Source organism: Micromonospora mirobrigensis, assembly GCF_900091555.1.
Classification (GTDB): domain Bacteria; phylum Actinomycetota; class Actinomycetes; order Mycobacteriales; family Micromonosporaceae; genus Micromonospora; species Micromonospora mirobrigensis.
This window is the reverse complement of record NZ_FMCX01000004.1, coordinates 218347-244459: the sequence shown is the minus strand read 5'-3', so window position 1 is coordinate 244459 and position 26113 is coordinate 218347. Positions and strand designations below refer to the sequence as shown.

Sequence of the window (26113 nt, the reverse complement as noted above, 5' to 3'; positions counted from 1 at the left end):
CGCCCCTCTCTGCGATGCTGTGGGCGTGGAGTACGTGTCCAGAGTGCCGCGACCGCCGCTGGACGGGCTGATCGACGACATCTACCACCTGGAGGGTGTGCCGCCGTACGCCCGGCTGACGCTGCCGCCCATGCCGGCGGCGCTGCTCATCGTCAACCTCGGGGCGCCGTTCCGGATCCGCGCGGGCGCCGACATCGAGACGGCCGAGTACGCCGACGGCTGTGTGGTCACCACGCCCACCCGCGCGGTGGAGTTCGGCTACCCGCGCCCGACCCGCTCGGTCGGCGTGCACTTCAAGCCGTGGGGGCTGGCGCCGTTCCTGCCGATGCCCGCGGCCGAGCTGCGTGACCGGCCGGTGACGGTGGAGCAGGTCTGGGGGCGGGGCGCCACCGCCGAGCTGCGGGACCGGCTGGCCACGGCGGACGGACCGCACGAGATGCTGACGCTGCTCGAGGAGGAGCTGATGCGACGGCTGCGCGAGACCGCCGGCCTGGCGCTGGTCCGCCACACGAGCAGCGTCATCGCGTCGACCGGTGGGACGGTGGCGATCGGCGACCTGAGCCTGGCGGCCGGGGTCAGCGGCACGCATCTGGCCCAGCGGTTCAAGGAGCTCGTCGGCGTCACGCCGAAGCGGTTGGCCCGCACGTACCGCTTCGCCGCCACCGTGTTCGCGATCGACCCCGCCGGGCCGGTCGACTGGGCCGGTCTCGCCGGCGGCGCCGGTTATTTCGACCAGGCCCACTTCGGCCACGAGTTCCGGGCGTTCACCGGGCTGACGCCGACCCGGTACGTCGAGGTCCGGCGGCGGTTCCTGCGCGAACATCCCGGCCACACGCTGGACGGCTGGCCCCTGCCGCTCGATTGATTTTCTACAAGAGCGCCAGCTCAGGCCACGCTAGCTTGGGGGCATCCCAAGGGCAGAGGAGAGCCGGAGTGGGCACGGTGGTCATGTACAGCTCGGTGTCGGTGGACGGCTTCATCGCGGACGAGAAGGATCAGCCCGGGCCGCTGTTCGACTGGCTGTCGGGCGGTGACGTCCCGCTGGACGACAGCGGCGCGTTGACGGTGTCGCAGGCGTCCTACGACCACACCCGGGCGTACTGGGACCAGATCGGGGTGACGGTCGTCGGCCGGCACGTCTTCGACCTGACGGACGGCTGGGACGGGAAGCCGCCGGGTGGGGTCGACCACGTGGTCGTCGTGACGCACCGGCCGGCGCCGGAGGGCTGGGACGCCGGGGCGCCGTTCCACTTCGTCGACGGGGTCGAGGCGGCCGTGGCCAGGGCGCAGGAACTCGCGGGCGACCGCGTGGTCGAGGTCGCCGCCGGCGACGTCGGTGGCCAGGTGCTCGCCGCCGGCCTGGTCGACGAGGTACGGATGGACGTCGTACCCGTCGTGTTCGGGTCGGGCAAGCGCTACTTCGGCTCGGTCGACGCGCAGCACCTGTTGGCGGATCCTGACCTGGTGGTCCGGGGTGACCGGGTGCTCCACCTGCGCTACCGGGTGCGCCGCTGACCGATCCGGCGTTCCCGCTCGGCGGCGTACGCCGCGTCCAGCCGCTCGAAGGCCCCCGGCCCGTCCTGCGCCTTCGGCGGGGCGTCCAGGTGGCGTACCCGAAGCTCGTCCATCAGTTCCTCGACGAACTCCGGCCCCTCGTCCCGCATGATCTGCTGCCGGATCCGCAGCTCGTCGCTGCCCGGACACCAGTCCAGCCCCCACTCGCCCAGCGCGTGGATCACCGGGAGGGTCCGGATGCCGGCCTCGGTGAGGCTGTAGCGAGCCCGCTGCCCGCGCGCCGCGGTGCCACGGGTGAGGATCCCGGCGTCGACGAGCCGCACGAGGCGGTCGGCGAGGATGTTCGACGCGATGCCCTCGATCGATCCGGTGAGCAGGGCCCGGAAGTGGCGGCGGTCGCCGAAGATGACGTCGCGGAGCACCAGCAGCGACCAGCGGTCCCCGAGCACCTCGACGGCGGCGTTGATCGGACACCCGGACCGTGGTTCCACACTTCCTCCTTGACAGGCATCTCGTCCTCAATAGAGTAGTTGCAAATCGCAACCACTATGAACGGGGGCCGGATGGGCCGCTTCCTGTACTGGATGAACGTCTCCCTCGACCTGCGGATCGAGCAGGTCCCCGGGGACGACGGCGCCGGCGAATGGCTGCGCATCGACGAGGAGCTGCACCGCGAGTTCAACGCCCGGGCCCGCCGGCTCGCGGCCATGGTCCAGGGCCGGGTCATCTACGAGACGATGGAGGAGTACTGGCCGCGGGCCCGCGAGGACGCCTCGCTGCCGCAGGTCATGCGGGAGTACGGCCACATCTGGACCGACGCGCCCAAGGTGCTCGTCTCCCGCACCCGCGACCGCGCCGACCACCACACCCGGATCTTCGGCGGGGACGACGCGATCGACCAACTCGCCGCCCTGCGCGCCGGGACCGACGGCACGATCGGCGTCGGCGGCGCGACTATCGCCACCCAACTGCTCCGGGCCGGGCTCCTCGACGAGCTGCTGCTCTTCACCCACCCGTCGATCCTCGGTTTCGGCCGGCCGCTCTTCGACGACTACGACCGGCCGATCGACCTCGACCTGGTCGAGCAGCGGTCGTTCTCGCAGGGCGTCACGATGCACCACTACACGATCCGGGAGACGATCCCGTGCTGAGGCAGGTCGCGGACGGGGTGCTCGTCCACCAGAGCGGGTTCCTCCGGACCAACACCACCGTCCTGGAGGGCCCCGCCGGCGTGCTGCTCGTCGACCCCGGCCTGACCGGCCAGGAACTCGCCTGCCTCGCCGACGACCTGTCCGCATCGGACCGGACCGTCATGGCGGGCTTCTCGACCCACCCGGACTGGGACCACCTGCTCTGGCACGCCCGCCTCGGCGAGGCGCCCCGCTACGGCACGGCCCGCTGCGCGGCCGCCGTCACCGAGCAGTTGTCCGACCCGGACCTGAAGGCCAGGGTCACCGAGCACCTGGCCGAGACGGAGATCGCCGGGCAGGTCCCACTGGACCGGTACGGCCAGATCGCCGCCCTGCCCATCGGAACGACCCGGGTCCCCTGGGACGGCCCGGCAGCCCGGATCATCGAGCACCGCGCCCACGCGGTCGGCCACGCGGCGCTGCTCGTCGAGGAGCGCCGCGTCCTCGTCGCCGGTGACATGCTCTCCGACGTCCTGGTCCCGATGCTCGACCTGGAGAGTCCCGACCCGGTCGAGGACCATCTCACCGCGCTGGCGTTGCTGGAGGAGGTGGCGACCGACGTCGACGTCCTGATCCCCGGCCACGGGTCGGTCGGCGGAGCCGGTCAGGCGCGGGAGCGGATCGAGCGGGACCGGGCGTACGTGCTCGCCCTGCGCGACGGCCGCGAGCCCGACGACCCGCGGATCGGCCCCTCGGCGCCGCCCGGCTGGGAGTGGGTGACCGACCTGCACACCTGGCAGGCCGAGAGCGTTGCGAAGCGGAACCCGGGCGGCGGCACCGGAACCTGACACGCCCGCTGTCGTTTCCGTCCAAGACGACCGCCCCCCGCGGCGACTACGGTCGAACCGCAGCCCGACGGACGAAGAGGGGACAGCACCATGCGTGACCTGGTCTACACCGGTTTCATGTCGCTCGACGGCGTCGTGGACTCGCCCGGCGGCGGGCCGGGGGAGGAGCACCGCTGCGGCGGCTGGGTGTTCAAGGACCTCGACTTCGTCCCGGAGGCCTGGTCGATCAAGGGCGAGGAGCTCGCCGACACCACCGCGCTGATGTTCGGCCGCCGCAGCTACGAGGCGTTCGCCTCGGTCTGGCCCGGCTCGCCGGACCACGCCGACTACCGGGACCTGCCCAAGTACGTCGTGTCCGGCACGCTGGCCGACGACGCCCTGGTCGACGGGTGGGGGCCGACGACGATCCTGCGCTCCACCGAGGACGTCGCCGCGCTCAAGGCGGGCGACGGCGGCGCGATCTTCATCCACGGCAGCGCGGAGCTGGCCCGGCGGCTGTCGGACGCCGACCTGATCGACCGCTACCACCTGCTCGTCTTCCCCGTGCTGCTCGGCGCCGGCAAGAGCCTGTTCGGCCGGGCCGACCGGGACAAGCACATGCTGACGCTGCGGGAGTCGCAGAGCTATTCCAACGGGATCCTCAAGCTGGTCTACGACGTCACGCGCTGACCCAGGTCGAGACCCAGCGCGCCGCCGGCGCCCTCGCGCAGCTGCCCGGCGGTGCGTCCGACGTAGCAGCGCAGGGCCCGGGCCAGGTGCGGCTCGTCGAAGTAGTCGAGCTCGGCGACGACATCGGCGGCCGGTTCGCCGGCCGCCAGCAGCGCCGCCGCCGTACGGGCCCGCTCGATCTGCCGGACCGCACCCCGGGTCAGCCCGGTCGCGGCCCGGAACCGGCGTTCGACGGTACGCCCCGACACGACCGGCCGGTGACCGCGCAGCACCTCGGCGACGAGCGGGTCACGGACCACCGTCCCGGCCCGGACCAGCGCGTCGACCAGCGCCTCGACGTCGTCGGGGCCCGGCGTCGTCCAGCGCGCGCCGTCCAGCCGGAACGACCGGCGGGTGGTGTCGGGAAGCTCGACACCGTCGTCGACCAGCGCCGGCGTCGGCACCGCCCGCAACGAGGTGCCCACGGCGAAGTCGACGCCGGTGAAGGTCGCCCCCTGCGGCACCGGCGCCGTGCCGGCCCGGGTGCCGGGACCGGTGACGCTCGCGTACGCCCGGCCGGACTGCTGCCAGAACACCAGGCCCCAGCGCGCGCCGGCGACGGACGTCATCGTGGTGACCCGCTCGCTCGTGCAGGTCCAGCCGGCGTCGACCCACGGCGAGTCGGACCCACGCGTCTCGAACACCAGCCCCACGGGCGCGACGATACGCCGCGGGTCCGACCGGGTGCCGCCGGAAAAGATCACGCGTTCCGGGCGGCGCTTCGGTAGCGTTCCCGCTCGTGATCGAGCTTGTGGAGCGGCACACCGTGCTCGCCGTGGTGGTCGGGTCGCGGGCGTACGGGCTGGCGGGCCCGGGCTCCGACCACGACCGGCGCGGCGTGTTCGTGGCGCCGACCCGGGCGTTCTGGCGGTTGGAGAAGCCCCCCACCCACCTTGAAGGGCCGGCCGAGGAGCAGTTCTCCTGGGAGGTCGAACGCTTCTGCGTCCTCGCCTCGCAGGGCAACCCGACGGTGCTGGAGGTGCTCTGGTCCCCGCTGGTGGAGGCGGTGACCGAGGACGGGGAGCGGCTGCTGGCGGCCCGGTCGGCCTTCCTGTCCCGGCGGGTGGCCGAGACGTACGGCGGCTACGCGCGGGACCAGTTCGCCCGGGTGACCGCCCGCCGGGAGCGTACCGGGGAGACGAACCACAAGCAGGCCATGCACATGATCCGGCTGCTGGTCGCCGGGGCGCACGTGCTGCGTACCGGGGAGGTCCTGGTCGACGTGCGGCAGCTGCGGGACCGGCTGCTCGCGGTGCGCCGGGGCGAGACGCCCTGGGACGCGGTCACCGGATGGGCGGACGAGCTGCACGCCGAGCTGGCCGAGGCGGCCACCGCCACCGCACTGCCGCAGCGGCCCGACCTGGCCGCCGTGGACCGGCTGCTCACCGACGTACGGGAGAGGAACCTGCGGTGACCGTCGACGTGCCGGCGTGGGCGGCGCAGGCCGCCCGGGCGCTGCCCCGCCCCCTGCTCTTCGCCACCGTCAGCGGCGCCCACCTGTACGGCTTCGCCTCGGTCGACTCCGACCTGGACCTGCGCGCCGCGCACCTGCTGCCCGCGACCGAGGTGGTCGGCCTGCGCACCGGGCCGGAGACGTTGCAGCACACCGGGGTACGCGACGGCGTCGAGCTGGACGTGGTCAGCCACGACCTGCTGAAGTTCGCCCGGCTGCTGAACAGTCGCAACGGGTACGTCCTGGAGCAGCTGCTGTCCCCGCTGGTGGTGGTGACCACGCCGGTGCACGACGAGCTGCGGTCCCTGGCCCCGCGGCTGGTGACCCGCCACCACGCGCACCACTACCTGGGCTTCGCGGCCGGTCAGGAGCGGTTGTCCGCCCGGACCGGGCGGCTCAAGCCGGCCCTGTACACGCTGCGGGTGCTGCTCACCGGCATCCACCTGATGCGCACCGGCCGGCTGGAGACGGACCTCGGGGTGCTCGGGACTCACCTGACGTACGTGCCGGAGCTGATCGCCGCCAAACGGGAGGCCGAGCACGGGCCGCTGCCTCCCGGGGCCGCCGACCGGCTCGCCGCCGACGTGCCGCGGCTGCGCGCCGAACTGGAGGCGGCCCGGGACTCCTCGGCGCTGCCGGAGCACGCCGACCCGGCCGCGGTGGACGCCCTGCACGACCTGGTGGTCCGCACCCGCCTCGGTGGGGCGTGACGCCGGCCGGGCCGACGTGAGCGTCGACCGGGCCGGCGTCCGCGCTCAGCGGCCGGCGCCCACGGTGGCGGGGGCGGGCCAGCTGTCGGTGAAGACCCCGGAGGTCGCGGCGGTGCGGGCGGCGAAGCTGAAGTTGCGGTCCACCGTCGTGGCCTCGCCGGAGCTCGGGTACGGGTTGGTGCAGCTGGTGCCGGCGCTGCCGCCGGACATCAGGATCGCGCAGTTGCCGTTGTAGTTGTCGGGCAGGCCGAGGATGTGCCCGATCTCGTGGGTGACGATCCGCAGTGGGGAGTACTGCTGCGCCTGGTAGTAGTCGATGACCACGTAGCCGTTGCCGAGGCTGTTGCGCACGGCGTACGAGCCGCCGCCGTAGGTGTAGTAGATCATCAGGTTCGAGCCGCACTGCGCCATGTTGATGTTGAGGGTGGCGTTGTTCCAGATGGTGGCGGCCTGGTTGGCGTAGCTGGCGAACGGTCCGGCCTGGCTGGTGTTGTAGCAGACGTTGCGGAGGGCGGCGGTCGCCGGCGCGGCCTCGACGGCGACGGCGCCGAGCGTCGCCAGCATTGCCGCGGCGAGGGTGGCGAGGGCTCGGGTGATCCTGGGCAGACGCATCGTTCACGCTCCGTCGGGGGAAGGGGTGAGCGGGATGAGACCACCCTATAAATGGATGCGTGTCGATTTCAATAATTGACAGAGATGAATCTGGCTCGGCCGCCGTCGGTCACCGCTCGACTCGTGGCGCGAGCCGCTTCTCGAACCAGTGGTGCGCGTACCGCTCGGTGTTGAACGGCTCGACCTCCCGGTAGCCGGCCGACCGGTACAGCGCGATCGCCTCGGTGAGGTTGCGGTTGGTGTCCAGCCGGACCCGACGCCGGCCGCGCTGCGCGGCGTGTCGTTCCAGCTCGGCCAGGAGCCGCCGGCCGACCCCGAGCCCGCGTACCGTCCCGGCGACCCAGACGCGTTTGATCTCGGCGGGAGCGTCCGGGCGCAGCTTGACCGCGCCGCAGCCGACCGGCTCCGCGTTCAGCGTGGCCAGCAGGAACAGCCCGGCCGGTGGGGTGAGGTCGGCGTCGTCGACCGGGCTGCTCAGGGCGGGATCGAAGCCGTCGTCGAACCGTCGGGCCACCTCCCGGGCGTACGCCCGCACGCAGGCGCGGGCCCGCGGGTCACCCGGCGGGCAGGGCTCGATGACCACCATCGAGGAGACCAGCAGCCGCTCGACCTCGGCCATCGCCGCGACGAGCCGTTCCCGGTGCGGCCCGGCGAGCGGCTCCAGGATCGACTGGGCGAACCGGTCGGAGCGCTCGTCGAGCTCGGTCCACTCGGCCCGACCGGCGTCGGTGAGCCGGGCGTGGCGCACCCGGGCGTCGTCGCCGGCCCGGTCGCTCGGCCCGACCGTGACCAGCCCGTCGCCCTCCAGGGCCCGCAGGAGCCGGCTCAGGTGACCCGAGTCCAGGCCCAGCCGGGCGCGCAGCGCCGCCACCTCGGCGCCGCCCGGGCCGATCTCCCACAGCAGGCGCGCCTGCGCGAGTGGGCGGGCCCGGGCCATGTACGCGTCGTCCAGCGCGCCGATCCGCTGGGTGACCGTACGGTTGAACCGGCGTACGGCGGCGACCTGTCGTTCCATAAAGCTGACTTTAGTCAGGAATCCTGGTCGGGCAAGCGCGGCGGGCACGGGACATCGGGCCAGGATGCCAGGCGTGCCGGTCGCCGGGTGGGTCAGGGCCAGGTGCGCGCCTGCGCGTCGAACAGTTCCCGGTCGCTCTCCACCGGCAGCACGCAGACCAGGTGCCCGCCCGGCACCCGCAGCACCCGGCACTCCTGCCACCGCGCCACCTGGGTCGCGCCGAGGGCGAGCAGCCGGTCGGTCTCCGCCACCGGATCGTCGGTCTCGATGTCCAGGTGGAAGCGGGGGGCGTCGTCGACCGACTGGACGGCGGTCACCAGCCCGGGCAGCGCGCCGTGCAGGTCGATGAACTGCGGCTCGCCGGGGTCGGGGCCGGCGGGCACGCCGAGGGCGGCCGACCAGAACGCCGCGGCCGCGTCGGCCTCGTCCCGTGGGGCGTCGATGATGAGGGCGTACACCCGGCTGCGATGCATGCCCCGGACCATAACGGCCGGTCGCACCCGACGCTCGACGGCGAGGTCAGCGACCGTGCCCGAACCCGATGATCAGCGCCATGGTGACGCCGGCCAGCCCGGTCACGATTCCCGCCGCACCCGGTCCGACCGCCACGAACGCGACCAGGCCGCCGACCACGGCCACCACCAGCGCGACGGCCGCCGCGACCCACTGGGCGCGGGTCAGCGCCACCGAGCCGGGGCGCAGCGAGTACCGACGTCTCTCCACAGAGGTCAGTCTGGCATCGTTTGCCGCCGTCGTCGCGGTGGGAACCAGGGCGCATGGCTCTCTCCGGGAACCACCGCCGGTCGCCGGCGAAGCTGTACGCGGCGATGATGGTCGTGGTGGCGGGCTGTCACCGGGTGACGTCGTGCTCGTGGTGGAGCACGTCGTGCAGGAAGTAGACGGCGAAGCTGCGCACGGTGAACAGCGACCCGTTGTCGCGCCGCCCCGGCCGTTCCCACTGGTCGTCGCGGACCGCGTCGAACGCCGCGGCGGTCGCCTCCGCCTCGACGGCCAGCTGCTCGGCCACCTCGGCGGGGTTCCGGTGGAAGTAGTCCTCGGCGAGCGCGGTGGCGTCCTGGTCCCAGTTGGCGAAGGTCGGGTCGTCCTCCCGCAGCATCAGGGCCAGGCGCTGACGGAAGATCCGGCAGGTGTCCCGGACGTGGCAGGCGTACTCGACAGGTGACCAGACCGTCGGGGCCGGCCGGTCGCGGGCGTCCGGCCGGGCCAGCCGGGCCCGCCACAGCGGCACGGAGGCCCGCAGCCGGGCCGCGGTGGCCTCGGCCGGCTGCGGGGTGAACCCGCACTCCCGGCACCCCCGCGCGATGACGAAGGTCCAGTCGGCGGTCTCCGGCGGCACCGCCGCCGGCTCCCGCGCCGCGCCGGCGGCCGGCGTCCCGGCGTCGGCCGGCGGGTCGGCCAGGGCGGCCAGCCGGCGCAGCGCCGCGGTGGCGCTCGACGCCGAGGCGGGCAGCAGCGGCAGGCGGACGGCCGGGGTCGGGATCCGGCCCTCGGCGTGCAGGACGGCCTTGACCACGGTGGGGTTGGGTTCGGCGAAGAGCGCGGCGGCCAGCGCGGCCAGCCGGTGGCCCAGCGGTCGCGCCCGGGCCACGTCCCCGACCCGCCACGCCGCGACCAGGGCGGTGAAGTCGCCCGTGGCGAGGTGCGCGGAGGCGGCGATGCCGCCGTGCGCGCCGAGCGCCAGCACCGGCGAGAGCAGCTCGTCGTCGCCGCCGAGCACCGCGAAACCCGGTGGCGGGTCGGCCAGCAGCCGGACCGTGGTCGGGTCGAGCGCACCCACCGCGTGCTTGACCCCCACCACGCCCGGGATCGCCGCCAGCTCCCGCAACGCCTCGACGGAGAGGGACTGCCCGGTCCGGTACGGCACGTGGTAGGCGACCAGCGGCACCGGGCTGAGCGCGGCCAGGTGGGCGAGGTGGGCGAGCACCCCCCGCTCGCCGGGGCGTACGAAGGGTGGCACCAGGGTCAGTGCGGCGCTCACCTCCGGCCGCCCGGCCAGCGCCGTCAGCTCCTCGGCGGTGTGCGCCCCGACCAGCAGGGGCGCGGACCGCTCCCGGCACGCCCGCGCGACCGTGTCGAGCACCGCACGCCGTTCGGCGGGGGAGAGCGCGCCCGGTTCGGCGGTGGTGCCGAGGGCCACCAGGCCGGTCGCCCCGCCGTCGAGCAGGTGGCGGGCGAGGCCGGCGAGCGCGTCCAGGGCCACCGTCCCGTCCTCGGCGAACGGGGTGATCAGCGGAACGAAGAGGCCGGTCATCGTCATGACCCCAGCCTCGGCCACCGGACCGGTCAGCACCAGTTCCGATTCCTCAACGAAACCGTAAGCTGAACTTATGCTCGACGTCCGTCGCCTGGTCCTGCTGCGCGACCTCGCCCACCTCGGCACCATCGCCGCGGTCGCCGACGCCCACGCCTACACCCCGTCGGCGGTGTCCCAGCAGCTGGCCGCCCTGCAACGGGAGGCCGGGGTGCCCCTGCTGGAACGCACCGGCCGGCGGGTCGGCCTCACCCCGGCCGGGGTGGCCCTGGTCCGGCACGCCGAGACCGTGCTCGCCGCCCTGGAGTCCGCCGACGCCGCCCTGGTCGCCGCCCGCACCGGCCTGTCCGGCACGGTCCGCATCGGCGCCTTCCCCAGCGCCGTACGCACCCTGCTGCCCGCCGCCCTGGTGGCCCTCGGGCGGGAGCACCCGGCGCTGGACCTGATGGTCACCGAACTGGACCCCACGGCCGTCCCGGCGGCCCTGCGCGAGCGGCGCCTCGACGTGGCCCTGCTCCACGACTACGACGTCGCGCCCGTCCCACCCGACCCGGCGCTGGACGCCGAACCGCTGCTCACCGAGACGGTGTACCTCGCGGTGACCGCCGACACGCCGTTCGACCCCGCCGATCCCGTCCGGGCCACCCGGGACGCCGACTGGGTGATGGGCAGCCCCGGCACCCTCTGCCACACCATGGCCGTACGCGCCTGCCAGCTGGCCGGCTTCACCCCGACCGTCCGCCACCACGCCGACGACTTCACCGCCGTCCTGGCCCTGGTCGCCGCCGGGCAGGGGGTGGCGCTCGTGCCACAGCTCGGGGCGGAGAACCCACCACCCCGGGTGCGGCTGGTGCCGCTGCCGCTGCGCCGGCTGACCCGGATCGCGTACCGGCGCGGCGCCGGCCGGCACCCCGCGGTGGCCGCCTGCGCCGCCGCGCTGCACGCCGCCACCGCCGCCCACCTCGACGGCCGGGAGGCCCCGGCGAGCGGGTGACCGGACTGGCAACGCCCGGCTACGGTGCGGGCATGCGAACTATCTGGATCGTGCTCGGCGTCGTGGTGCTGCTCGGCCTCATGTCCATCTGGTACGTCGCCCGACGGGACCGGGCCCGGACGACCTCCGGCGAGGACACGGCGGCCACCCGGGCCGCCACCGCCGAGCAGGAGCGGCACGCCGCCGAACGGCACGGCGCGCAGGGCGGCGTCTGGCAGCGTGGGCAGCAGGGACCCGGCTGAGTCCCACGTGGACACGGTGACCGGCCGGTCCGGGATCGCCGCCGTCCGGTCACCCGAACCGCCGCGCCCCTCAGCGCCGTACGCCGGACCCGGCCGCCACCAGGGCGTCGCGCCACCCGCGCATGTTCCACCCGGCCCGTTCGTTGAACATCGCGTCGAGGAATCCGGGTCCCTCCGTACCGTCCGGCGCGGCGGCGCGGTCGGCCCGGAAGGCGGCGAGCGCCTGCTGCTGCTCGCGGCTGGGGTCGGGGGAGATGCTCGCACCCCGCCCGACCAGGGCGTACCGCCGACCGTCCACGTCCAGCAGCAGGGTGCGCAGCCGGGTCAACCGGCCACCGACCTGGCCGACGGGGACCACGAACACCTCCGCCCCGACCCGGTCCCGGGCCCGCAGCCACCCCTGCTCCAGGGTCAGCAGCACCGGCACGCACCGCAGTCCGTTCCAGAGGCTCTTCCGCCAGTAGACGATGCTCGCGTGCGCCGGGCCGTTGGTCACGACGGCACCCTACCGGCGCGCCGCCGTCGAACGATCCCCGGCCGCCATCCGTGATCAGCGATGGGCATCATCGGAGTACGGCCGGGGTACTGCGCCTGACAGGAACGACTGGAGCCGGGGAGGCAACGGTGGGGGAGAAGACGGGACGTCGGCGGCCGGGACCGCTGGCCGGGCTCGTGGTGGCCGTCCTGGTCGGCGCCGGTTGTGCGGTCGGCGGGGTGAGCAGCCAGGGCGAGCCGCAGGACCAGCCGCCCGGGCAGCAGGAGCCCCGCGGCTCGGCCGACCCGCAGGCCACCCGGGCCGACGGCACCACCAGCGTCGCGGAGTTCAAGGAGGACTTCAACGGCGCGGTGGGCGGTGCCCAGCAGTACTGGACCGCCCAGTTCAAGGCCTCCGGCGAGCGGTTCCGGCCGATCCGGCGGGTCATCCCGTACCAGCGCGGCGGCGAGGTGTCCTGCGGCAACCAGCCGCTGCCCCGCAACAACGCCGTCTACTGCTCGGCCGGGGACTTCATCGCCTACGACGTGAACTGGTCCGTCCAGGCGTTCCGCAAGATCGGCGACGCGTTCGTGTTCTACCTGCTCGGCCACGAGTACGCCCACGGCGTCCAGGTGCGCCTCGGCATCCGCTACAGCTACACCATCCAGCAGGAGTTGCAGGCCGACTGCATGGCCGGGGCGTACATCGGCGACTCGGTGCGGGCCAAGACGCTCACCCTCCAGGACGGCGACCTGGACGAGCTGCGCGAGGGGCTGCTCGCGGTCGGCGACGACCCGGACCAGCCCTGGTTCGCCGAGGGCGCCCACGGCACCGCCGAACAGCGCACCGAGTCGTTCTTCCGCGGCTACGAGAAGTCCCTGGACGCCTGCGACCTGAACTGACAGCGGGGGGACCTGGGTCACCCCGCGCCGGGACCCCCGCGGGCCGCGGCGCGCCCGGTTGAGAGGATCCCCGGGTACGCCACACCCCGGGAGGATCCGCTGAGCAGCTCACACCCCGCCGCCGTGCTCTTCGACATGGACGGCACGCTGGTCGACAGCGAGAAACTCTGGGACGTCGCGCTCCAGGAGCTGGCGGCGACGTACGGCGGCACGCTCTCCGCCGCCGCCCGGCGTGCCATCGTGGGCACCAGCATGGCCGCCTCGATGCGGATCGTGCACGACGACCTCGGCCAGCCGGAGCGGGACCCGCAGGCCAGCGCCGCCTGGATCAACGAACGCATCCTGGAGTTGTTCCGCACCGGCCTGGCCTGGCGGCCGGGCGCCTCGGCCCTGCTGCGGGCGGTACGCGCCGCCGGCATCCCCACCGCGCTGGTCACCTCCAGCGGCCGGCCCCTGGTCGAGGTCGCCCTGGACACCCTCGGCCGGGACAGTTTCGACGCGGTGGTCTGCGGCGACGAGGTGGACGCGGCCAAGCCGCACCCGGAGCCGTACCTGACCGCCGCCCGGCTGCTCGGCGTGCCGATCGGGCGGTGCGTGGCGATCGAGGACTCGCCGACCGGGGTGGCGAGCGCGTTGGCCGCCGGCGCGGCGGTGCTGGCCGTACCGCTGGAGGTGCCGATCCCGGCCGCCGACGGCGTACACCAGCTGGAGAGCCTCACCGCGGCGGACCTGGAGCTGCTGGCGGCGCTGCTCGGCGAACCACCGGCCTGAGCCGGCGGCGTCCCGTCGATCGGGACCCGGACGCCGGACGGCCCCACGCCGGTGGCGTGGGGCCGTCGCGGTTGCCGTCGACTCAGTCGTGGGCGATGGCGCCCAGGACGTTGATCCGGGCGGCCCGGATGGCCGGCACCACCGCGGCGACCACCCCGACGATCGCGGCCAGGAGCAGGAAGACACCCATCCGACCCCACGGCAGGACCAGGTCGGTGATCCCCTCGTCCTTGAGCGCCCGGACCACGGCCGCGCCCAGCCCGGTGCCGACCACCACGCCGAGCAGGGCGCCGAACACCGAGATCACCACCGCCTCCACGGTGATCATGCCCATGGTCTGCGCCCGGCGCAGCCCGATCGCCCGCAGCAGGCCCAGCTCCCGGGTGCGTTCCAGCACCGACAGGGCCAGCGTGTTGACGATGCCCAGCACCGCGATCACGATCGCCAGCGCCAACAGGATCTGGATCATCGTCAGCGGCGTGTCCAACTGGCTGGTCTGCTGCTTGATGAAGGCGTCCCGGTCGGCCACCGACACCTCCGGGCTGTCGGCCAGCAACCGGTCCAGCTGCGGCTGGACGTCGGCGACCCGGGCCCCGGGCGCGAGCTGCACGTAGCCCTGGATCGGCTTGGGGATGCGGAAGTCCTTCGCCGCCGCCACCGGCACCACCGCCGGGTTGGTCAGCTGGGAGCTTTCGTAGATGCCGCTGACCGTGTAGGTCCGGGCCTCGCCCCGCGACGGCTGGACGGTGACCTGCTGGCCCACCTGCACCCCGCGGGACTTCGCGGTGTCCGCGCTGAACAGCATCTGGTCCGGGCCGAGCCGGCTGATGTCGCCGGCCACCCGCTTCGCCCCGAACACCCGCGTGAGCGCCGTCGGGTCGCTCGACGCGCCCACGAAGGTCTTCTCCCCGTTCACCACCGCCAGGTCGCCGTACTCGCCGTCGACCAGGGCCACCCCGGGGATCGCGGCGGCCCGCTCCAGCACCGCCGGATCGAAGCTCGGCGGGCGCGGACCGCCCTGCGGCCCGGCGATCACCAGCTCCGCCGAGATCCGGTCCTGGGCCAGCCTGGTGATGCTGCCCTTCGCCGAGTCCAGGATCACCGTCACCCCGGTCACCAGCGCGATGCCGACCATCAGCGCGGCGGCGGTGATCGCCGTGCGGCGCGGGTTGCGGCCGGAGTTGAGCCGGCCCAGCTTGCCCGGCACCGACCAGGCGAACAGCGACCCGAGCAGCGTCACCACCGGCCGACTGATCAGCGGGGTGAGCAGCGCGACCCCGATGAAGGTGAAGAGCACCCCACCGAGGATGGTCGGCAGCGTCCGGTCGCCGGCGTTGTCGGTGAGCCCGAGGAAGAGCAGCACCGCCCCGACCGCCGTGACCAGGGCACCGCCCACGGTCACCCTGGTCAGCGGCCGGTCCGGGGTGGCCACGTCCTGCATGGCCGCGATCGGTGGGATCCGCGCCGCCCGCAGCGCCGGCAGCAGCGCCGCCACCACCGTGATGACCAGGCCGACGGCGAACGCGCCGATCACCGCTGCGGCCGGCACCCCCAGCCCCGCCAGGGTCAGACCGCCGGCGAGCTTGCCGAACAGGTACGCCAGCAGCGCCCCCACCCCGATGCCGGCGCCCAGCCCCAGCACCGAGGCGACCAGGCCGATCGCCACCGCCTCCAGCACCACCGAGCCCACGATCTGCCGCCCGCTGGCACCGATGGCGCGCATCAACGCCAGCTCCCGGGTCCGCTGCGCCACGATGATCGAGAAGGTGTTGAGGATCAGGAAGGTGCCCACCAGCAGCGCCACCGCGGCGAAGCCGAGCAGCACCTTGTTGAAGAACGACAGCCCCTCCTTGAGCCCGGCGGAGGCGGCCGCCGACTCCTGGGCGCCGGTCCTCACCTGGTAGCCGTCGCCCAGGGCCCGCGCCACGTCGTCGCGCAACGCCGCGTCGTCGACCCCGTCGGCGGCCCTGACCCGGATGTTCGTGAAGGTGTCCTTCTTGCCCAGCATCAGCTGCTGCGCCACCGGGGTGGTGAACGCGACCTCGTTCACCCCGCCGACGGAGTCCCGGCCACCGCTGTAGCCGAAGACGCCGACCAGGGTGAAGTTCTGCCTCGGCGCCAGGGTCAGCACGCCGACCCGGTCGCCCACCTTCACCTTCGCCGCCTGCGCCAGCGCGGCGTTGACCACGATCTCGGTGTCCGCTCGGGGCTCGCGCCCCTCCCGCAGCTTCACCACGTCGTCCTCGCCGAGCCAGTTCTCACCCAGCTGCGGCGGCCCGAACGAGGTGACGGCCTTGCCGTTGCTGCCGATCAGCAGCGCACCGTCGGAAGCCACCACACCGGTCGCCTCGGCGACCCCCGGCACCCCGCGCACCTGTTGCAGTACGGCGCCCGGCACGGGCGCCGTGACCTGCTCGCCCTCGGTCTCGCCGACCGCCACCTTCGGCTTCGCCGAGACGTTGACGTCGACCCCCTCGTAGGCGTCGGCGAAGACCTGGTCGAACGAGCGGCCCAGCGTGTCGGTCAGCACGAACGCGCCGGAGACGAACATGACGCCCAGCACCACCGCCAGGCCGGACAGGATCAGCCGTACCTTGCGGGCGAGCAGGCTCTTGAGGGTGGCCCGGAACATCAGCGGGTCACCTCGGCCGCGGTGTCCAGCTTCTTCATCGTGTCCAGCACGGTCTCCGCCGTCGGCTCGGTCAGCTCCGAGACGATCTGCCCGTCGGCCAGGAAGACCACCCGGTCGGCGTACGCCGCGGCGGTCGGGTCGTGGGTGACCATCACGATGGTCTGCCCGTGGGCGCGTACCGAGTCGCGCAGGAAGGCGAGCACCTCCGCGCCGGAGCGGGAGTCCAGGTTGCCGGTCGGCTCGTCGGCGAAGATAACCTCCGGGCGGGCGACCAGCGCCCGCGCGCACGCCACCCGCTGCTGCTGACCGCCGGAGAGCTGCGCCGGACGGTGCCCCAACCGGTCCCGCAGCCCGACCGTGTCGATCACCGTGTCGTACCAGGCCGGGTCCGGCCGGCGCCCGGCGATCGACAGCGGCAGCAGGATGTTCTCCTGCGCGGTCAACGTGGGCAGCAGGTTGAACTGCTGGAAGATGAAGCCCACCTTGTCCCGGCGCAGCTTCGTCAGCCCGGCGTCCCCCAGCCCGGTCACCATGGTCTCGCCGATCGACACCGTGCCCCGGGTGACCGAGTCCAGCCCGGCCAGGCAGTGCATCAGCGTCGACTTGCCCGAGCCGGAGGGGCCCATGATGGCCGTGAACCGGCCGCGTTCGAACTCCGCGGTCACCCCCCGCAGCGCGACGACCTGCGCCTCACCGCTGCCGTACACCTTCCACACGTCGTCGGCCCGGGCCGCAGCCCCGGCCTGCCGGCCCACCGTAGCCGTCACGTCATCTACCTCTTCCTGACCGTGGTCGCACCGCCCCCGCTGGTCGGTGCGGCGACTCCATCCTCCGTGCCGCGCGGCCCCGAACCGTCCGCCTGGCGGCGGAGCCGGTGCCGATCTTTCGCTGCGGGTCGGCCCCGAGACCGACTCAGGGTCATCCCCGACCGCCGCGCGTGGCGTGGTCGACGGTAGGACCTGACGCCACGTGAGGATCAACCCCGTCGCACCGCCTGCGGTCACGGTAGGTGACGACGGCAAGCGCCGTCGTCCGTCCGGAGGCGGATCCCCGGGTACGCCCGGTGCACGGCCGCGGGCGGGGCCGCTACGCCCGGGGACGTACCAGACCCGACTCGTACGCCAGCACCACCGCCTGCACCCGGTCCCGCAGGCCCAACTTGGTCAGCAGGTGCCCGACGTGGGTCTTGACCGTGGTCTCGCTCACCGCCAGCACCCGGGCGACCTCCGCGTTCGACAGCCCCCGCGCCACCTGCACGAGCACCTCCCGCTCCCGCTCGGTCAACGCGTTGAACAGCCGAGGCGGATCCACCGCCGGATCGGGCAGCAACTCGGCGAAGCGGTCCAGCAGCCGCTTGAGGATGCGCGGGGTCACCGCCGCCTCGCCGGCCGCGACCGTCCGGATCGCCGCCACCAGGTCCTCGGCCGGCACGTCCTTGGCCAGGAAGCCGTACGCCCCGGCCCGCACCGCGCCCACCACGTACTCGTCCAGGTCGAAGGAGGTCAGCACCAGCACCCGCACCGGCAGCCGGGCCTCGACGATCGCCCGGGTCGCCGCCACCCCGTCCAGCCGCGGCATCCGGACGTCCATCAGCACCACGTCGGGCGACAGCCGGCGGGCCAGCTCGACCGCCTCCACCCCGTCGGCCGCCTCGCCCACGATGTCCAGGTCCGCCTCGGTGCCCAGCACCATCCGGAAGCCGGCGCGCAGCAGCGGCTGATCGTCGGCGAGCAGGACGCGCACCGGACGGGTCGCTCGCGCGCTGTCGGTCATCCGGCCTCCCGGTCGTCGCCGTGGCCCGGGCCCGGTCCTTCGCGGCCAGGCTCCGGCCGTTGCACCGCGCATTGTCGCCCAGGCGCCCGCCGTCGGGGGCCGCCCGGTGGCTACTCGTCGGCGCCCGGCGCGGCCGGCCGGGAGCGGGCGTCGGTCAGCGGATCGGCGGCGCCGGCCGCGACCGGGAACGGCGGCGGCGTGCCGCCGAACGTCGGGCAGTGCGCCTGGTGGCTGCACCAGTCGCAGAGCCGGCTCGGCCGGGGCCGGAAGTCCTGCCGCGCGGTGGCCTGCTCGATCGCCTGCCAGAGCGCCACCACGGTGCGCTCGAAGCGCAGCAGTTCGTCGGCGTCGGGCGAGTAGTCACAGACCTCGGCGTCCTTGAGGTAGAGCAGCCGCAGCACCCGGGGCACCACCCCACGGGTGCGCCACAGCACCAGGGCGTAGAACTTCAGCTGGAACAGCGCCCGCGCCTCGAACGCCTCGCGCGGCGCCCCGCCGGTCTTGTAGTCGACCACCCGCAACGCGCCGTCCGGCGCCACGTCCAGCCGGTCGAGGTAGCCGCGGATCAGCAGCTCGTCGTCGACCACCGCGGAGATCAGGCTCTCCCGCTCGGCCGGCTCCAGCCGGCTCGGGTCCTCCACCGCGAAGTAGCCCTCCAACAGGGCCGCCGCCGAGCGCAGGAACTCCGCCGGGCCGACCTCGTCGCCGGCCTCGAAGAGCCCGGCCAGCTCCGGCTGCTCGGTGACCAGCCGGTCCCACTGCGGGGCCACCAGGTCACCGGCCGACGCCGGGGTACGCGTCGCCGCCGGCAGGTCGAACAGCCGCTCCAGCACCGCGTGCACCAGGGTGCCCCGGGCCTGCTCCACGGTCGGCCGCTCCGGCAGCCGGTCGATGCTGCGGAACCGGTAGAGCAGCGGGCAGGTCTTGAAATCCGCCGCCCGCGACGGCGACAGCGACGCCCGCACCGAGGGCGGCGGCACCACCACCGTGGTGGACGCCCCGTCCCCGGACGCCGGGGCGGCGCCGCGCAGGGCGAGGGTTTCCTGTCCGTCGATCACCGGTTCCGCCGTCATGCCCGGAAGGTTAGGCCACCGGTGTGACAGCCCCTCCGTCGCCGCACCGGAGCATGATCCGCGCCGCGTAGCATCGACCCGGTGGAGCAGACGAGCAGGCCGCCGCGCCGGCCCCGGCGACGTCCCGGCCTGACCGTCGGCCGGATCTTCGGGGTGCCGCTGCGGCTGGACCTGTCGATGCTGCTGCTCACCCTGGTCGTCACCGTCACCTACGCCGAGCTGGCCCGCGACCGGCTCGGCTTCACCGCGCTCGGCGGTTACCTGATCGGCCTCGGCTTCGTCGTGTCACTGCTCGGCTCCGTGCTGCTGCACGAGCTCGGGCACGCGCTGACCGCCCGCCACCACGGCATCGGCGTGCGCGGGATCACCCTGGAGCTGCTCGGCGGGTACACCGAGATGGACCGGGACGCGCCGAACGCCCGGATCGACCTCCAGGTCTCGCTGGCCGGGCCGGCGGTCTCCGCCGTCCTCGGCCTGGCCGCCGTCGGCGCCACCCTGGCCCTGCCCGCCCACACCCTGGCCCACCAGCTGGCCCTGCAACTGGCGCTGAGCAACGTCATCGTCGCGGTGTTCAACATCCTGCCCGGCCTGCCGCTGGACGGCGGCCGGGCGCTGCGCGCCGCCGTCTGGGCGCTCACCCACGACCGGCACCGGGCCACCGAGATCGCCGGCTGGGTCGGCCGCGCCGTCGCCGTCGGCACCGCCGTCGCGGTGGTGCTGCTCACCCTCGCCGATGTCGTGGTCCCGCTGGTCCTGCCGCTGATGCTGCTGGTGGTCCTCACCCTCTGGCGCGGCGCCGGGCAGTCCATCCGCTACGCCCGGATCAGCCGCCGCTTCCCCCTGGTCGACCTGAGCCGGCTCGCCCGACCGGTGCTCGCCGTGCCCACCGGCACCCCCCTCGCGGAGGCGCACCGCCGCCGCGCCGAACACCAGCCGGCCGGCGCCGCGGTCACCGTCGTCGACTCCGCCGGCCGTACCGTCGCCCTGGTCGACCCCGCCCGCGCCGAACGGGTGCCCGCCGAGCGTCGCCCCTGGGTCGCGGTCGACGCGGTGTCCCGACCGCTGGCCCAACTGCCCGCCCTCCCGGTCGGGCTGGACGGCGAACGGGTGATGGAGGTCGTGCAGACCCACCCGGGCGCACAGTACGTCGTGACCGCAGGCGAAGATGTCGTCGGCGTTCTGCACATCGCGGATCTGGCGCAGCTCCTGGAACCCAAACGGAAGATGAACACGTGACCGCACAGCCCTCCACCGTCCCGGCCGACCCCGCCACCGCGGCGCTGCCCCCCGTGCACCGAGGGCCGTTCCGGGTCGGCGACCGGGTGCAGCTGACCGACCCCAAGGGCCGGATGCACACCCTGACGCTGGAGCCCGGCAAGGAGTTCCACACCCACCGCGGCATCCTCAAGCACGACACCCTGATCGGCCTGCCCGACGGCAGCGTGGTCACCACCGCCGGCGGCGGCACCGCCTTCCTGGCCCTGCGCCCCCTGCTGTCGGACTACGTGCTCTCCATGCCGCGCGGCGCCCAGGTGATCTACCCCAAGGACTCCGCGCAGATCGTCGCCATGGGCGACATCTTCCCCGGCGCGAAGGTGCTCGAGGCCGGCGCCGGCTCCGGCGCGCTGAGCTGCTCGCTGCTGCGCGCCGTCGGCACCGAGGGCGAACTGCACTCCTTCGAGGTCCGCGACGACTTCGCCCAGATCGCCCGGCGCAACGTCGAGGCGTTCTTCAACGGCCCGCACCCGGCCTGGAACCTGCACGTCGGCGACGTGGCGCAGTGCCAGGAGACCGGCTTCGACCGGATCATCCTGGACATGCTCACCCCCTGGGAGACCCTCGACATGGTCGAGCGGGCGCTGGTGCCCGGCGGGGTGTTCATCGGCTACGTCGCCACCACCCCCCAGCTCTCCGAGCTGGTCGAGGCGCTGCGCGAGCGCGGCGGCTGGACCGAGCCGCGGGCCTGGGAGTCGCTGGTGCGCGACTGGCACGCCGAGGGACTGGCCGTACGCCCCGACCACCGGATGATCGCGCACACCGCGTTCCTGGTCTCCGCCCGCAAGCTCGCCCCCGGGGTCACCGCCCCGCCGCGCCGGCGCAAGCCCAGCAAGGGCGCCGAGGCGTACGCCGAGCGGCGGCAGGCGCTGCGCGCCGCCGAGGCGGCCCGGCAGGCGGCCGTCGAGGCCGAGCAGACCACCCCGGAGCCGGAGCAGTCGTGAGGCCCACCGGCGTGACCAGGAACGACGGGAACCGCCGCCGAAACCTGGGCAGCCGGTGGGTGAGCGAGGCGCGCAACCGCGTATCCTCGCCCGCGGCGTGGACCGGCCCTGGGGAGGGGGTGGCATGAGCGTGCGCAACGGCGTCCGGCGCGGCGCGGTCGACCGGTCGGAGGCGACCGCGTGAGCCGGGCCGGCTTCAACGGCGACGTGTCCGCAGTCTTTCCCGACTGGTCGCCGTACCAGGACCTGGAATCGGCCGCCCGGGCCTACCTGCGCGACCCCGACGTGGCCCTGGAGGCCCTCGGTGGGGTGCTGCGCGGCGCCTCCGTGCTCGGCTTCACCCTGGAACGCTTCGTCAACGAGGTCAACGGGGTCTGGCAGGAGGTCGTCGTCTGCGACGGCAGCCGGCTGGTGCTCTGGCACGGCGAGGACGTCCCGCCGGGGGAGGGGCCGCCGGGCTCGATGACCTCGTCGCTGCGGGTGGTGCCGGTGACCACCGTCACCGAGGTCGGCTGCCGGCGGCGGCTCACCCGGGCCGAGAGCGGTGAGATCCGGGTCGACAGCATCGACGTCTACCTGCTGCTCACCTCGCTGGACGAGGCGCCGCCCGGTGACGAGGTGGCCGGGGCGCCCCGGCACGACGCGCTGCGCTTCGGCAAGACCCTCGACGACGGCGGCGCCGGCCAGATCGCCCGGCTGGAGGAGTTCGCCCGGCTGGTCGCCTCGGTGGTCGGCCGGCCGGTGCTCTGAGCGCCGGCCCGCCGTCCGCCCCGGGCGCCGGTGGGCCGGTCAGTCCTCGGCGTCCGGGCCGGCCACCTCGACGCCGTCGCTGCCGCGCACTACGTGGATGCAGTCGCCCGGGCACTCCTTCGCCGAGTCGATCACCTCGAGGCGCAGGTGCTCCGGCACGTCGACCCGGCTGCCCGGGGCCAGCCGCAGCTCCCCGTCGGCGCCCTTGACGTACGCCAGGCCGTCGACGTCGAACTCGAAGACCTCCGGCGCGTACTGCACGCAGAGCCCGTCACCCGTGCAGAGATCCTGGTCCACCCAGACCTGCAACTGATCGGTCGCGACCTCGGCCACCGGTGCACCCCCCATGTTCTCCCGTCCCACGCCTCGACGGTACCCGAACGCCCGGACCTGCCCCGGAGGCCACCCTGGCGATCAAGGTTCAGTGACGAGGGCGTTGCGTGGGACCGAATCGGGCTCACAGCGGCTAGTGTTAGGCAAGAACGTTCAAGCCCCCCGGGGAGGTGGGACGTGGCACGCAGCGACGACGCGGACTCGCGCGCCGCACGGTGGGAGAAGGAGGCCCACGATCTCTCCACGCAGGTCGCGTTCCTTCAAGAGGAACTCGCTCTGGTGCGGCGCAAGTTGACCGAAAGCCCCCGACACGTCCGGCAGCTCGAAGAGCGGCTGGCGGCCACCCAGGCACAGTTGGCGCGGCTGACCGAGAACAACGACCGGCTGGTGAGCACCCTCAAGGAGGCTCGCGCGCAGATCGTGACGCTCAAGGAGGAGATCGACCGCCTCGCACAGCCGCCGAGTGGCTACGGCGTCTTCCTGGCGAAGCACGACGACGGGACGGTGGACGTGTTCACCGGTGGGCGCAAGCTCCGGGTCGCCGTCTCGCCCTCGCTGGACGTCGACGAGCTGCGACGCGGCCAGGAGGTCCTGCTCAACGACGCGCTCAACATCGTTGACGCGTTCGGCTACGAGCGGGTCGGCGAGGTGGTGATGCTCAAGGAGATCCTGGCGGGCCCCGAGGGCGCTCCGGGTGACCGGGCGCTGGTGGTCTCGCACTCCGACGAGGAACGGATCGTGCACCTGGCCGAGACCCTGATCGGTTCGCCGATCCGGGCCGGCGACTCGCTCATGATCGAGCCCCGCTCGGCGTACGCGTACGAGCGGATCCCGAAGAGCGAGGTCGAGGAGCTGGTCCTCGAGGAGGTTCCCGACGTCGACTACACCGACATCGGTGGCCTCCAGTCGCAGATCGAGCAGATCCGCGACGCCGTGGAACTGCCCTTCCTGCACGCCGACCTGTTCCGCGAGCACCAGCTCCGACCGCCCAAGGGCATCCTGCTCTACGGCCCGCCGGGCTGTGGCAAGACGCTCATCGCCAAGGCGGTGGCCAACTCGCTGGCCAAGAAGATCGCCGAGCGTGAGGGCAAGGAGCGGCACACCAGCTTCTTCCTCAACATCAAGGGCCCGGAGCTGCTCAACAAGTACGTCGGCGAGACCGAGCGGCACATCCGGCTGATCTTCCAGCGCGCCCGGGAGAAGGCCGGCGAGGGCACCCCGGTGATCGTGTTCTTCGACGAGATGGACTCGATCTTCCGGACCCGTGGCTCCGGTGTCTCCTCGGACGTGGAGAACACCATCGTCCCGCAGTTGCTCAGCGAGATCGACGGCGTGGAGGGGCTGGAGAACGTCATCGTGATCGGCGCCTCCAACCGGGAGGACATGATCGACCCGGCCATCCTGCGCCCCGGCCGGCTCGACGTGAAGATCAAGATCGAGCGTCCGGACGCCGAGGCGGCCAAGGACATCTTCACCAAGTACGTCCTCTCCGGGCTGCCGTTGCACTCCGACGACCTGGCCGAGCACGGTGGCGACCCTCAGGCCACCGTGGCCGCGATGATCGACGCCGTGGTGCTGCGGATGTACTCGGAGACCGAGGAGAACCGCTTCCTCGAGGTCACCTACGCCAACGGCGACAAGGAAGTCCTCTACTTCAAGGACTTCAACTCCGGCGCGATGATCCAGAACATCGTCGACCGGGGCAAGAAGATGGCCATCAAGGAGTTCCTCACCTCCGGGCGCAAGGGGCTGCGGCTCCAGCACCTCCTCGACGCCTGCGTCGACGAGTTCCGCGAGAACGAGGACCTGCCCAACACCACCAACCCCGACGACTGGGCCCGCATCTCCGGCAAGAAGGGCGAGCGGATCGTCTACATCCGCACGCTTGTCTCCGGCGGCAAGGGCGCCGAGGCCGGACGGTCGATAGAGACCGCCAGCAACACCGGCCAGTACCTGTAACCATCCAGCACCACGAAGGCCCGCGGCAGCCCGCCGCGGGCCTTCGCGCGTACCGGCCCGCGCGCCGACACCGTCGGCCCGCGCGGCCGCCAGGCCCCCATCGGGCGTGACGGCGACTACGCTCGACGTGACGGGGGGACCGGGACGGGCGAGCAGAGCGGTAGGTCGGATGAGCGTCAGACGGATCATGGGCACCGAGGTCGAGTACGGAATCTCCGTACCGACCCAGGCCGGGGCCAACCCGATGGTCACCTCCTCGCAGGTGGTCAACGCCTACGGGGCCCGCCCGGAACTCAACCGCGGCGGCCGGGCCCGTTGGGACTACGAGGAGGAGTCGCCGCTGCGCGACGCCCGCGGCTTCACCTACTCCGGGGCCGCGTACGACCCGGCGGAGGCGCTCGCCGACGAGGACCTGGGGCTGGCCAACGTCATACTCACCAACGGCGCCCGCCTCTACGTCGACCACGCGCACCCGGAGTACTCCACTCCGGAGGTGACCAACCCCCTCGACATCGTGCGCTGGGACAAGGCCGGGGAGCGGGTGATGGCCGAGGCCGCCCGCCGGGCCGCCACCATCCCCGGCACCCAGCCGATCCACCTCTACAAGAACAACACCGACAACAAGGGCGCCAGCTACGGCGCCCACGAGAACTACCTGATGCGCCGGCAGACCCCGTTCGCCGACATCGTCGCGTACCTGACGCCGTTCTTCGTCACCCGGCAGATCGTCTGCGGCGCCGGCCGGGTCGGCATCGGCCAGGACGGCGGCCAGGCCGGTTTCCAGATCTCGCAGCGCGCCGACTTCTTCGAGGTCGAGGTCGGTCTGGAGACCACCCTCAAGCGGCCCATCATCAACACCCGCGACGAGCCGCACGCCGACGCCGACAAGTACCGCCGGCTGCACGTCATCATCGGCGACGCCAACCTGTCGGAGATCTCCACCTACCTCAAGGTGGGCACCACGGCGCTGATCCTCACCATGATCGAGGAGAAGGCGCTCGGCGCCGACCTCGGCATCGCCGACCCGGTCGCCGAGCTGCGCGCGGTCAGCCACGACCCGTCGCTCGCGCACCTGATGCGGATGCGCGACGGCCGCCGGCTCACCGCCCTGGACGTCCAGTGGGCGTACCTGGAGCGGGTGCGCTCCTTCGTGGACGACCGGTACGGCGCCGACGCCGACGCGCAGACCGTCGACGTGCTGGACCGCTGGGAGAGCGTGCTGGACCGGCTCGGCCGCGACCCCTTCGAGTGCGCCACGGAGCTGGACTGGGTGGCCAAACTGCGGCTGCTGGAGGGCTACCGGGAGCGGGAGAAGCTGGCCTGGGGCTCGCACAAGCTGCAGCTGGTCGACCTCCAGTACTCCGACGTCCGGCCGGACAAGGGCCTCTACCACCGGCTGGTCACCCGCGGGTCGATGAAGACCCTGCTGACCGACGAGCAGACCCGCACGGCGATGACCGAGCCGCCGGAGGACACCCGGGCCTACTTCCGTGGCCGCTGCCTGGCCCAGTACGCCTCCGAGGTGGTGGCCGCCAGCTGGGACTCGGTCATCTTCGACATCGGCCGGGAGTCGCTGGTCCGGGTGCCGATGATGGAGCCGGAGCGGGGCACCCGCGCGCACGTCGGGGCGCTCTTCGACCGGTGCGACACCGCCAAGGATCTGCTGGAGACGCTGACCGGCGGCTGAGGCGTACGACCGCGGTGCCCGTCGCGCGCCGAATGCCGGC

At 73.3% G+C, this 26113-nt stretch carries 29 protein-coding genes and 1 pseudogene; 16 read left to right on the top strand and 14 right to left on the bottom strand.

Going from position 1 to position 26113, the window contains the following annotated elements; genetic code table 11:
• Positions 1 to 25: 25 nt before the first annotated feature.
• Positions 26 to 865: an AraC family transcriptional regulator gene (locus GA0070564_RS15740; protein ID WP_245670024.1), complete on the top strand. Its 840-nt coding sequence runs from the start codon at positions 26 to 28 to the stop codon at positions 863 to 865.
• A 68-nt stretch (positions 866 to 933) separates the two neighbouring features.
• Positions 934 to 1515, top strand: a complete 582-nt coding sequence (locus tag GA0070564_RS15735) for a dihydrofolate reductase family protein (RefSeq protein WP_091609389.1) — start codon at positions 934 to 936, stop codon at positions 1513 to 1515.
• Here the strand turns inward: GA0070564_RS15735 and GA0070564_RS15730 are convergent.
• Positions 1497 to 2006, bottom strand: a complete 510-nt coding sequence (locus GA0070564_RS15730) for a winged helix-turn-helix transcriptional regulator (protein WP_091609388.1) — start codon at positions 2004 to 2006, stop codon at positions 1497 to 1499. The genes GA0070564_RS15735 and GA0070564_RS15730 overlap by 19 nt on opposite strands.
• A gap of 72 nt (positions 2007 to 2078) precedes the next feature.
• On the opposite strand from GA0070564_RS15730, the gene GA0070564_RS15725 reads away from it, so the two are divergent.
• From GA0070564_RS15725 to GA0070564_RS15715, 3 genes are all read left to right on the top strand, one after another.
• Entirely contained in the window at positions 2079 to 2666 is a 588-nt protein-coding gene (locus GA0070564_RS15725) for a dihydrofolate reductase family protein (RefSeq protein WP_091609669.1), read from the top strand.
• Positions 2660 to 3493, top strand: a complete 834-nt coding sequence (locus tag GA0070564_RS15720; RefSeq protein WP_091609387.1) for an MBL fold metallo-hydrolase — start codon at positions 2660 to 2662, stop codon at positions 3491 to 3493. Before GA0070564_RS15725 ends, GA0070564_RS15720 begins: the two co-directional genes overlap by 7 nt.
• A gap of 90 nt (positions 3494 to 3583) precedes the next feature.
• On the top strand, positions 3584 to 4162 hold the full coding sequence (locus tag GA0070564_RS15715) for a dihydrofolate reductase family protein (RefSeq protein WP_091609386.1): 579 nt from the start codon (positions 3584 to 3586) through the stop codon (positions 4160 to 4162).
• Here the strand turns inward: GA0070564_RS15715 and GA0070564_RS15710 are convergent.
• Positions 4144 to 4854: a helix-turn-helix domain-containing protein gene (locus tag GA0070564_RS15710; RefSeq protein ID WP_091609668.1), complete on the bottom strand. Its 711-nt coding sequence runs from the start codon at positions 4852 to 4854 to the stop codon at positions 4144 to 4146. The two genes, GA0070564_RS15715 and GA0070564_RS15710, sit on opposite strands and share 19 nt — an antisense overlap.
• Positions 4855 to 4940: 86 nt before the next feature.
• On the opposite strand from GA0070564_RS15710, the gene GA0070564_RS15705 reads away from it, so the two are divergent.
• Both GA0070564_RS15705 and GA0070564_RS15700 read left to right on the top strand, forming a co-directional pair.
• Positions 4941 to 5615, top strand: coding sequence for a nucleotidyltransferase domain-containing protein (locus GA0070564_RS15705; protein ID WP_091609385.1), 675 nt, complete (start codon positions 4941 to 4943; stop codon positions 5613 to 5615).
• Positions 5612 to 6364, top strand: coding sequence for a nucleotidyltransferase domain-containing protein (locus GA0070564_RS15700; protein WP_091609384.1), 753 nt, complete (start codon positions 5612 to 5614; stop codon positions 6362 to 6364). The genes GA0070564_RS15705 and GA0070564_RS15700 overlap by 4 nt, the downstream gene beginning before the upstream one ends.
• 45 nt (positions 6365 to 6409) lie before the next feature.
• On the opposite strand, the gene GA0070564_RS15695 is transcribed toward GA0070564_RS15700, so the two are convergent.
• From GA0070564_RS15695 to GA0070564_RS29885, 6 genes and pseudogenes are all read right to left on the bottom strand, one after another.
• Positions 6410 to 6976 (bottom strand): snapalysin family zinc-dependent metalloprotease, encoded by a 567-nt coding sequence (locus GA0070564_RS15695; protein ID WP_091609383.1) that lies wholly within the window; start codon positions 6974 to 6976, stop codon positions 6410 to 6412.
• 109 nt (positions 6977 to 7085) lie between these two features.
• The gene (locus GA0070564_RS15690; protein WP_091609382.1) at positions 7086 to 7991 is read right to left on the bottom strand and encodes a bifunctional helix-turn-helix transcriptional regulator/GNAT family N-acetyltransferase; all 906 of its coding nucleotides are present in this window, start codon (positions 7989 to 7991) and stop codon (positions 7086 to 7088) included.
• Between the two features lie 92 nt (positions 7992 to 8083).
• Positions 8084 to 8464, bottom strand: a complete 381-nt coding sequence (locus tag GA0070564_RS15685; RefSeq protein WP_091609667.1) for a VOC family protein — start codon at positions 8462 to 8464, stop codon at positions 8084 to 8086.
• Between the two features lie 46 nt (positions 8465 to 8510).
• Positions 8511 to 8714, bottom strand: coding sequence for a hypothetical protein (locus tag GA0070564_RS15680; protein ID WP_091609381.1), 204 nt, complete (start codon positions 8712 to 8714; stop codon positions 8511 to 8513).
• A 127-nt stretch (positions 8715 to 8841) separates the two neighbouring features.
• Positions 8842 to 9240: a DinB family protein gene (locus GA0070564_RS29890; protein WP_245670082.1), complete on the bottom strand. Its 399-nt coding sequence runs from the start codon at positions 9238 to 9240 to the stop codon at positions 8842 to 8844.
• Between the two features lie 177 nt (positions 9241 to 9417).
• A pseudogene (locus GA0070564_RS29885) lies at positions 9418 to 10269 on the bottom strand (dihydrodipicolinate synthase family protein); the annotation flags it as partial.
• A gap of 70 nt (positions 10270 to 10339) precedes the next feature.
• Between GA0070564_RS29885 and GA0070564_RS15665 the strand changes: the two are divergent.
• Together GA0070564_RS15665 and GA0070564_RS15660 are read left to right on the top strand one after the other, a co-directional pair.
• Positions 10340 to 11257 (top strand): LysR family transcriptional regulator, encoded by a 918-nt coding sequence (locus tag GA0070564_RS15665; protein WP_091609380.1) that lies wholly within the window; start codon positions 10340 to 10342, stop codon positions 11255 to 11257.
• Positions 11258 to 11289: 32 nt separating this feature from the next.
• Positions 11290 to 11499 (top strand): hypothetical protein, encoded by a 210-nt coding sequence (locus GA0070564_RS15660; protein WP_141714779.1) that lies wholly within the window; start codon positions 11290 to 11292, stop codon positions 11497 to 11499.
• Between the two features lie 70 nt (positions 11500 to 11569).
• On the opposite strand, the gene GA0070564_RS15655 is transcribed toward GA0070564_RS15660, so the two are convergent.
• Positions 11570 to 11995 carry a hypothetical protein gene (locus GA0070564_RS15655; RefSeq protein ID WP_091609378.1) on the bottom strand — a complete coding sequence of 142 codons (426 nt, stop codon included), beginning with the start codon at positions 11993 to 11995 and terminating at the stop codon, positions 11570 to 11572.
• Between the two features lie 128 nt (positions 11996 to 12123).
• Here GA0070564_RS15655 and GA0070564_RS15650 point away from each other — a divergent pair, with 128 nt between their 5' ends.
• Together GA0070564_RS15650 and GA0070564_RS15645 are read left to right on the top strand one after the other, a co-directional pair.
• Positions 12124 to 12876, top strand: a complete 753-nt coding sequence (locus GA0070564_RS15650; protein WP_091609377.1) for a neutral zinc metallopeptidase — start codon at positions 12124 to 12126, stop codon at positions 12874 to 12876.
• Positions 12877 to 12999: 123 nt separating this feature from the next.
• On the top strand, positions 13000 to 13647 hold the full coding sequence (locus GA0070564_RS15645; RefSeq protein ID WP_091609376.1) for an HAD family hydrolase: 648 nt from the start codon (positions 13000 to 13002) through the stop codon (positions 13645 to 13647).
• An 82-nt stretch (positions 13648 to 13729) separates the two neighbouring features.
• Here GA0070564_RS15645 and GA0070564_RS15640 read toward each other — a convergent pair whose 3' ends face one another.
• The 4 genes from GA0070564_RS15640 to GA0070564_RS15625 all read right to left on the bottom strand — a co-directional run bounded on the left by GA0070564_RS15640 (position 13730) and on the right by GA0070564_RS15625 (position 19125).
• Positions 13730 to 16279, bottom strand: a complete 2550-nt coding sequence (locus GA0070564_RS15640) for an ABC transporter permease (protein WP_091609375.1) — start codon at positions 16277 to 16279, stop codon at positions 13730 to 13732.
• Entirely contained in the window at positions 16279 to 17046 is a 768-nt protein-coding gene (locus GA0070564_RS15635) for an ABC transporter ATP-binding protein (RefSeq protein WP_091609374.1), read from the bottom strand. The genes GA0070564_RS15640 and GA0070564_RS15635 overlap by 1 nt, the downstream gene beginning before the upstream one ends.
• A 319-nt stretch (positions 17047 to 17365) precedes the next feature.
• Positions 17366 to 18052, bottom strand: a complete 687-nt coding sequence (locus tag GA0070564_RS15630) for a response regulator (RefSeq protein WP_091609373.1) — start codon at positions 18050 to 18052, stop codon at positions 17366 to 17368.
• A 110-nt stretch (positions 18053 to 18162) separates the two neighbouring features.
• Complete coding sequence (locus GA0070564_RS15625; protein WP_091609372.1) at positions 18163 to 19125, bottom strand: RecB family exonuclease; 963 nt, start codon at positions 19123 to 19125, stop codon at positions 18163 to 18165.
• A 144-nt stretch (positions 19126 to 19269) separates the two neighbouring features.
• Here GA0070564_RS15625 and GA0070564_RS15620 point away from each other — a divergent pair, with 144 nt between their 5' ends.
• The 3 genes from GA0070564_RS15620 (at position 19270) to GA0070564_RS15610 (ending at position 22094) form a co-directional block, all read left to right on the top strand.
• Complete coding sequence (locus GA0070564_RS15620; RefSeq protein ID WP_141714796.1) at positions 19270 to 20361, top strand: site-2 protease family protein; 1092 nt, start codon at positions 19270 to 19272, stop codon at positions 20359 to 20361.
• On the top strand, positions 20358 to 21344 hold the full coding sequence (locus tag GA0070564_RS15615; protein ID WP_176730686.1) for a tRNA (adenine-N1)-methyltransferase: 987 nt from the start codon (positions 20358 to 20360) through the stop codon (positions 21342 to 21344). Before GA0070564_RS15620 ends, GA0070564_RS15615 begins: the two co-directional genes overlap by 4 nt.
• Before the next feature lie 180 nt (positions 21345 to 21524).
• The gene (locus GA0070564_RS15610) at positions 21525 to 22094 is read left to right on the top strand and encodes a hypothetical protein (RefSeq protein WP_088971332.1); all 570 of its coding nucleotides are present in this window, start codon (positions 21525 to 21527) and stop codon (positions 22092 to 22094) included.
• Positions 22095 to 22133: 39 nt separating this feature from the next.
• Here the strand turns inward: GA0070564_RS15610 and GA0070564_RS15605 are convergent, their stop codons facing one another.
• A complete protein-coding gene (locus GA0070564_RS15605) occupies positions 22134 to 22427 on the bottom strand; it encodes a ferredoxin (RefSeq protein ID WP_088973737.1) in 294 nt (97 codons plus the stop codon).
• Between the two features lie 177 nt (positions 22428 to 22604).
• On the opposite strand from GA0070564_RS15605, the gene arc reads away from it, so the two are divergent.
• Both arc and dop read left to right on the top strand, forming a co-directional pair.
• Positions 22605 to 24386, top strand: coding sequence for a proteasome ATPase (arc, locus tag GA0070564_RS15600; protein WP_091609371.1), 1782 nt, complete (start codon positions 22605 to 22607; stop codon positions 24384 to 24386).
• A gap of 169 nt (positions 24387 to 24555) precedes the next feature.
• Positions 24556 to 26073, top strand: coding sequence for a depupylase/deamidase Dop (dop, locus tag GA0070564_RS15595; protein ID WP_091609370.1), 1518 nt, complete (start codon positions 24556 to 24558; stop codon positions 26071 to 26073).
• Positions 26074 to 26113 lie beyond the last annotated feature (40 nt).

What these genes read in the sequence shown, in the direction of transcription:
- GA0070564_RS15725 (WP_091609669.1), top strand. Translation starts at nt 2,079, where the DNA reads ATGGGCCGCTTCCTGTACTGGATGAACGTCTCCCTCGACCTGCGGATC.
- GA0070564_RS15715 (WP_091609386.1), top strand. Translation starts at nt 3,584, where the DNA reads ATGCGTGACCTGGTCTACACCGGTTTCATGTCGCTCGACGGCGTCGTG.
- GA0070564_RS15695 (WP_091609383.1), bottom strand. Translation starts at nt 6,976, where the DNA reads ATGCGTCTGCCCAGGATCACCCGAGCCCTCGCCACCCTCGCCGCGGCA.
- GA0070564_RS15690 (WP_091609382.1), bottom strand. Translation starts at nt 7,991, where the DNA reads ATGGAACGACAGGTCGCCGCCGTACGCCGGTTCAACCGTACGGTCACC.
- GA0070564_RS15685 (WP_091609667.1), bottom strand. Translation starts at nt 8,464, where the DNA reads ATGCATCGCAGCCGGGTGTACGCCCTCATCATCGACGCCCCACGGGAC.
- GA0070564_RS15665 (WP_091609380.1), top strand. Translation starts at nt 10,340, where the DNA reads ATGCTCGACGTCCGTCGCCTGGTCCTGCTGCGCGACCTCGCCCACCTC.
- GA0070564_RS15660 (WP_141714779.1), top strand. Translation starts at nt 11,290, where the DNA reads ATGCGAACTATCTGGATCGTGCTCGGCGTCGTGGTGCTGCTCGGCCTC.
- GA0070564_RS15640 (WP_091609375.1), bottom strand. Translation starts at nt 16,279, where the DNA reads ATGTTCCGGGCCACCCTCAAGAGCCTGCTCGCCCGCAAGGTACGGCTG.
- GA0070564_RS15630 (WP_091609373.1), bottom strand. Translation starts at nt 18,052, where the DNA reads ATGACCGACAGCGCGCGAGCGACCCGTCCGGTGCGCGTCCTGCTCGCC.
- GA0070564_RS15625 (WP_091609372.1), bottom strand. Translation starts at nt 19,125, where the DNA reads ATGACGGCGGAACCGGTGATCGACGGACAGGAAACCCTCGCCCTGCGC.
- dop (WP_091609370.1), top strand. Translation starts at nt 24,556, where the DNA reads ATGAGCGTCAGACGGATCATGGGCACCGAGGTCGAGTACGGAATCTCC.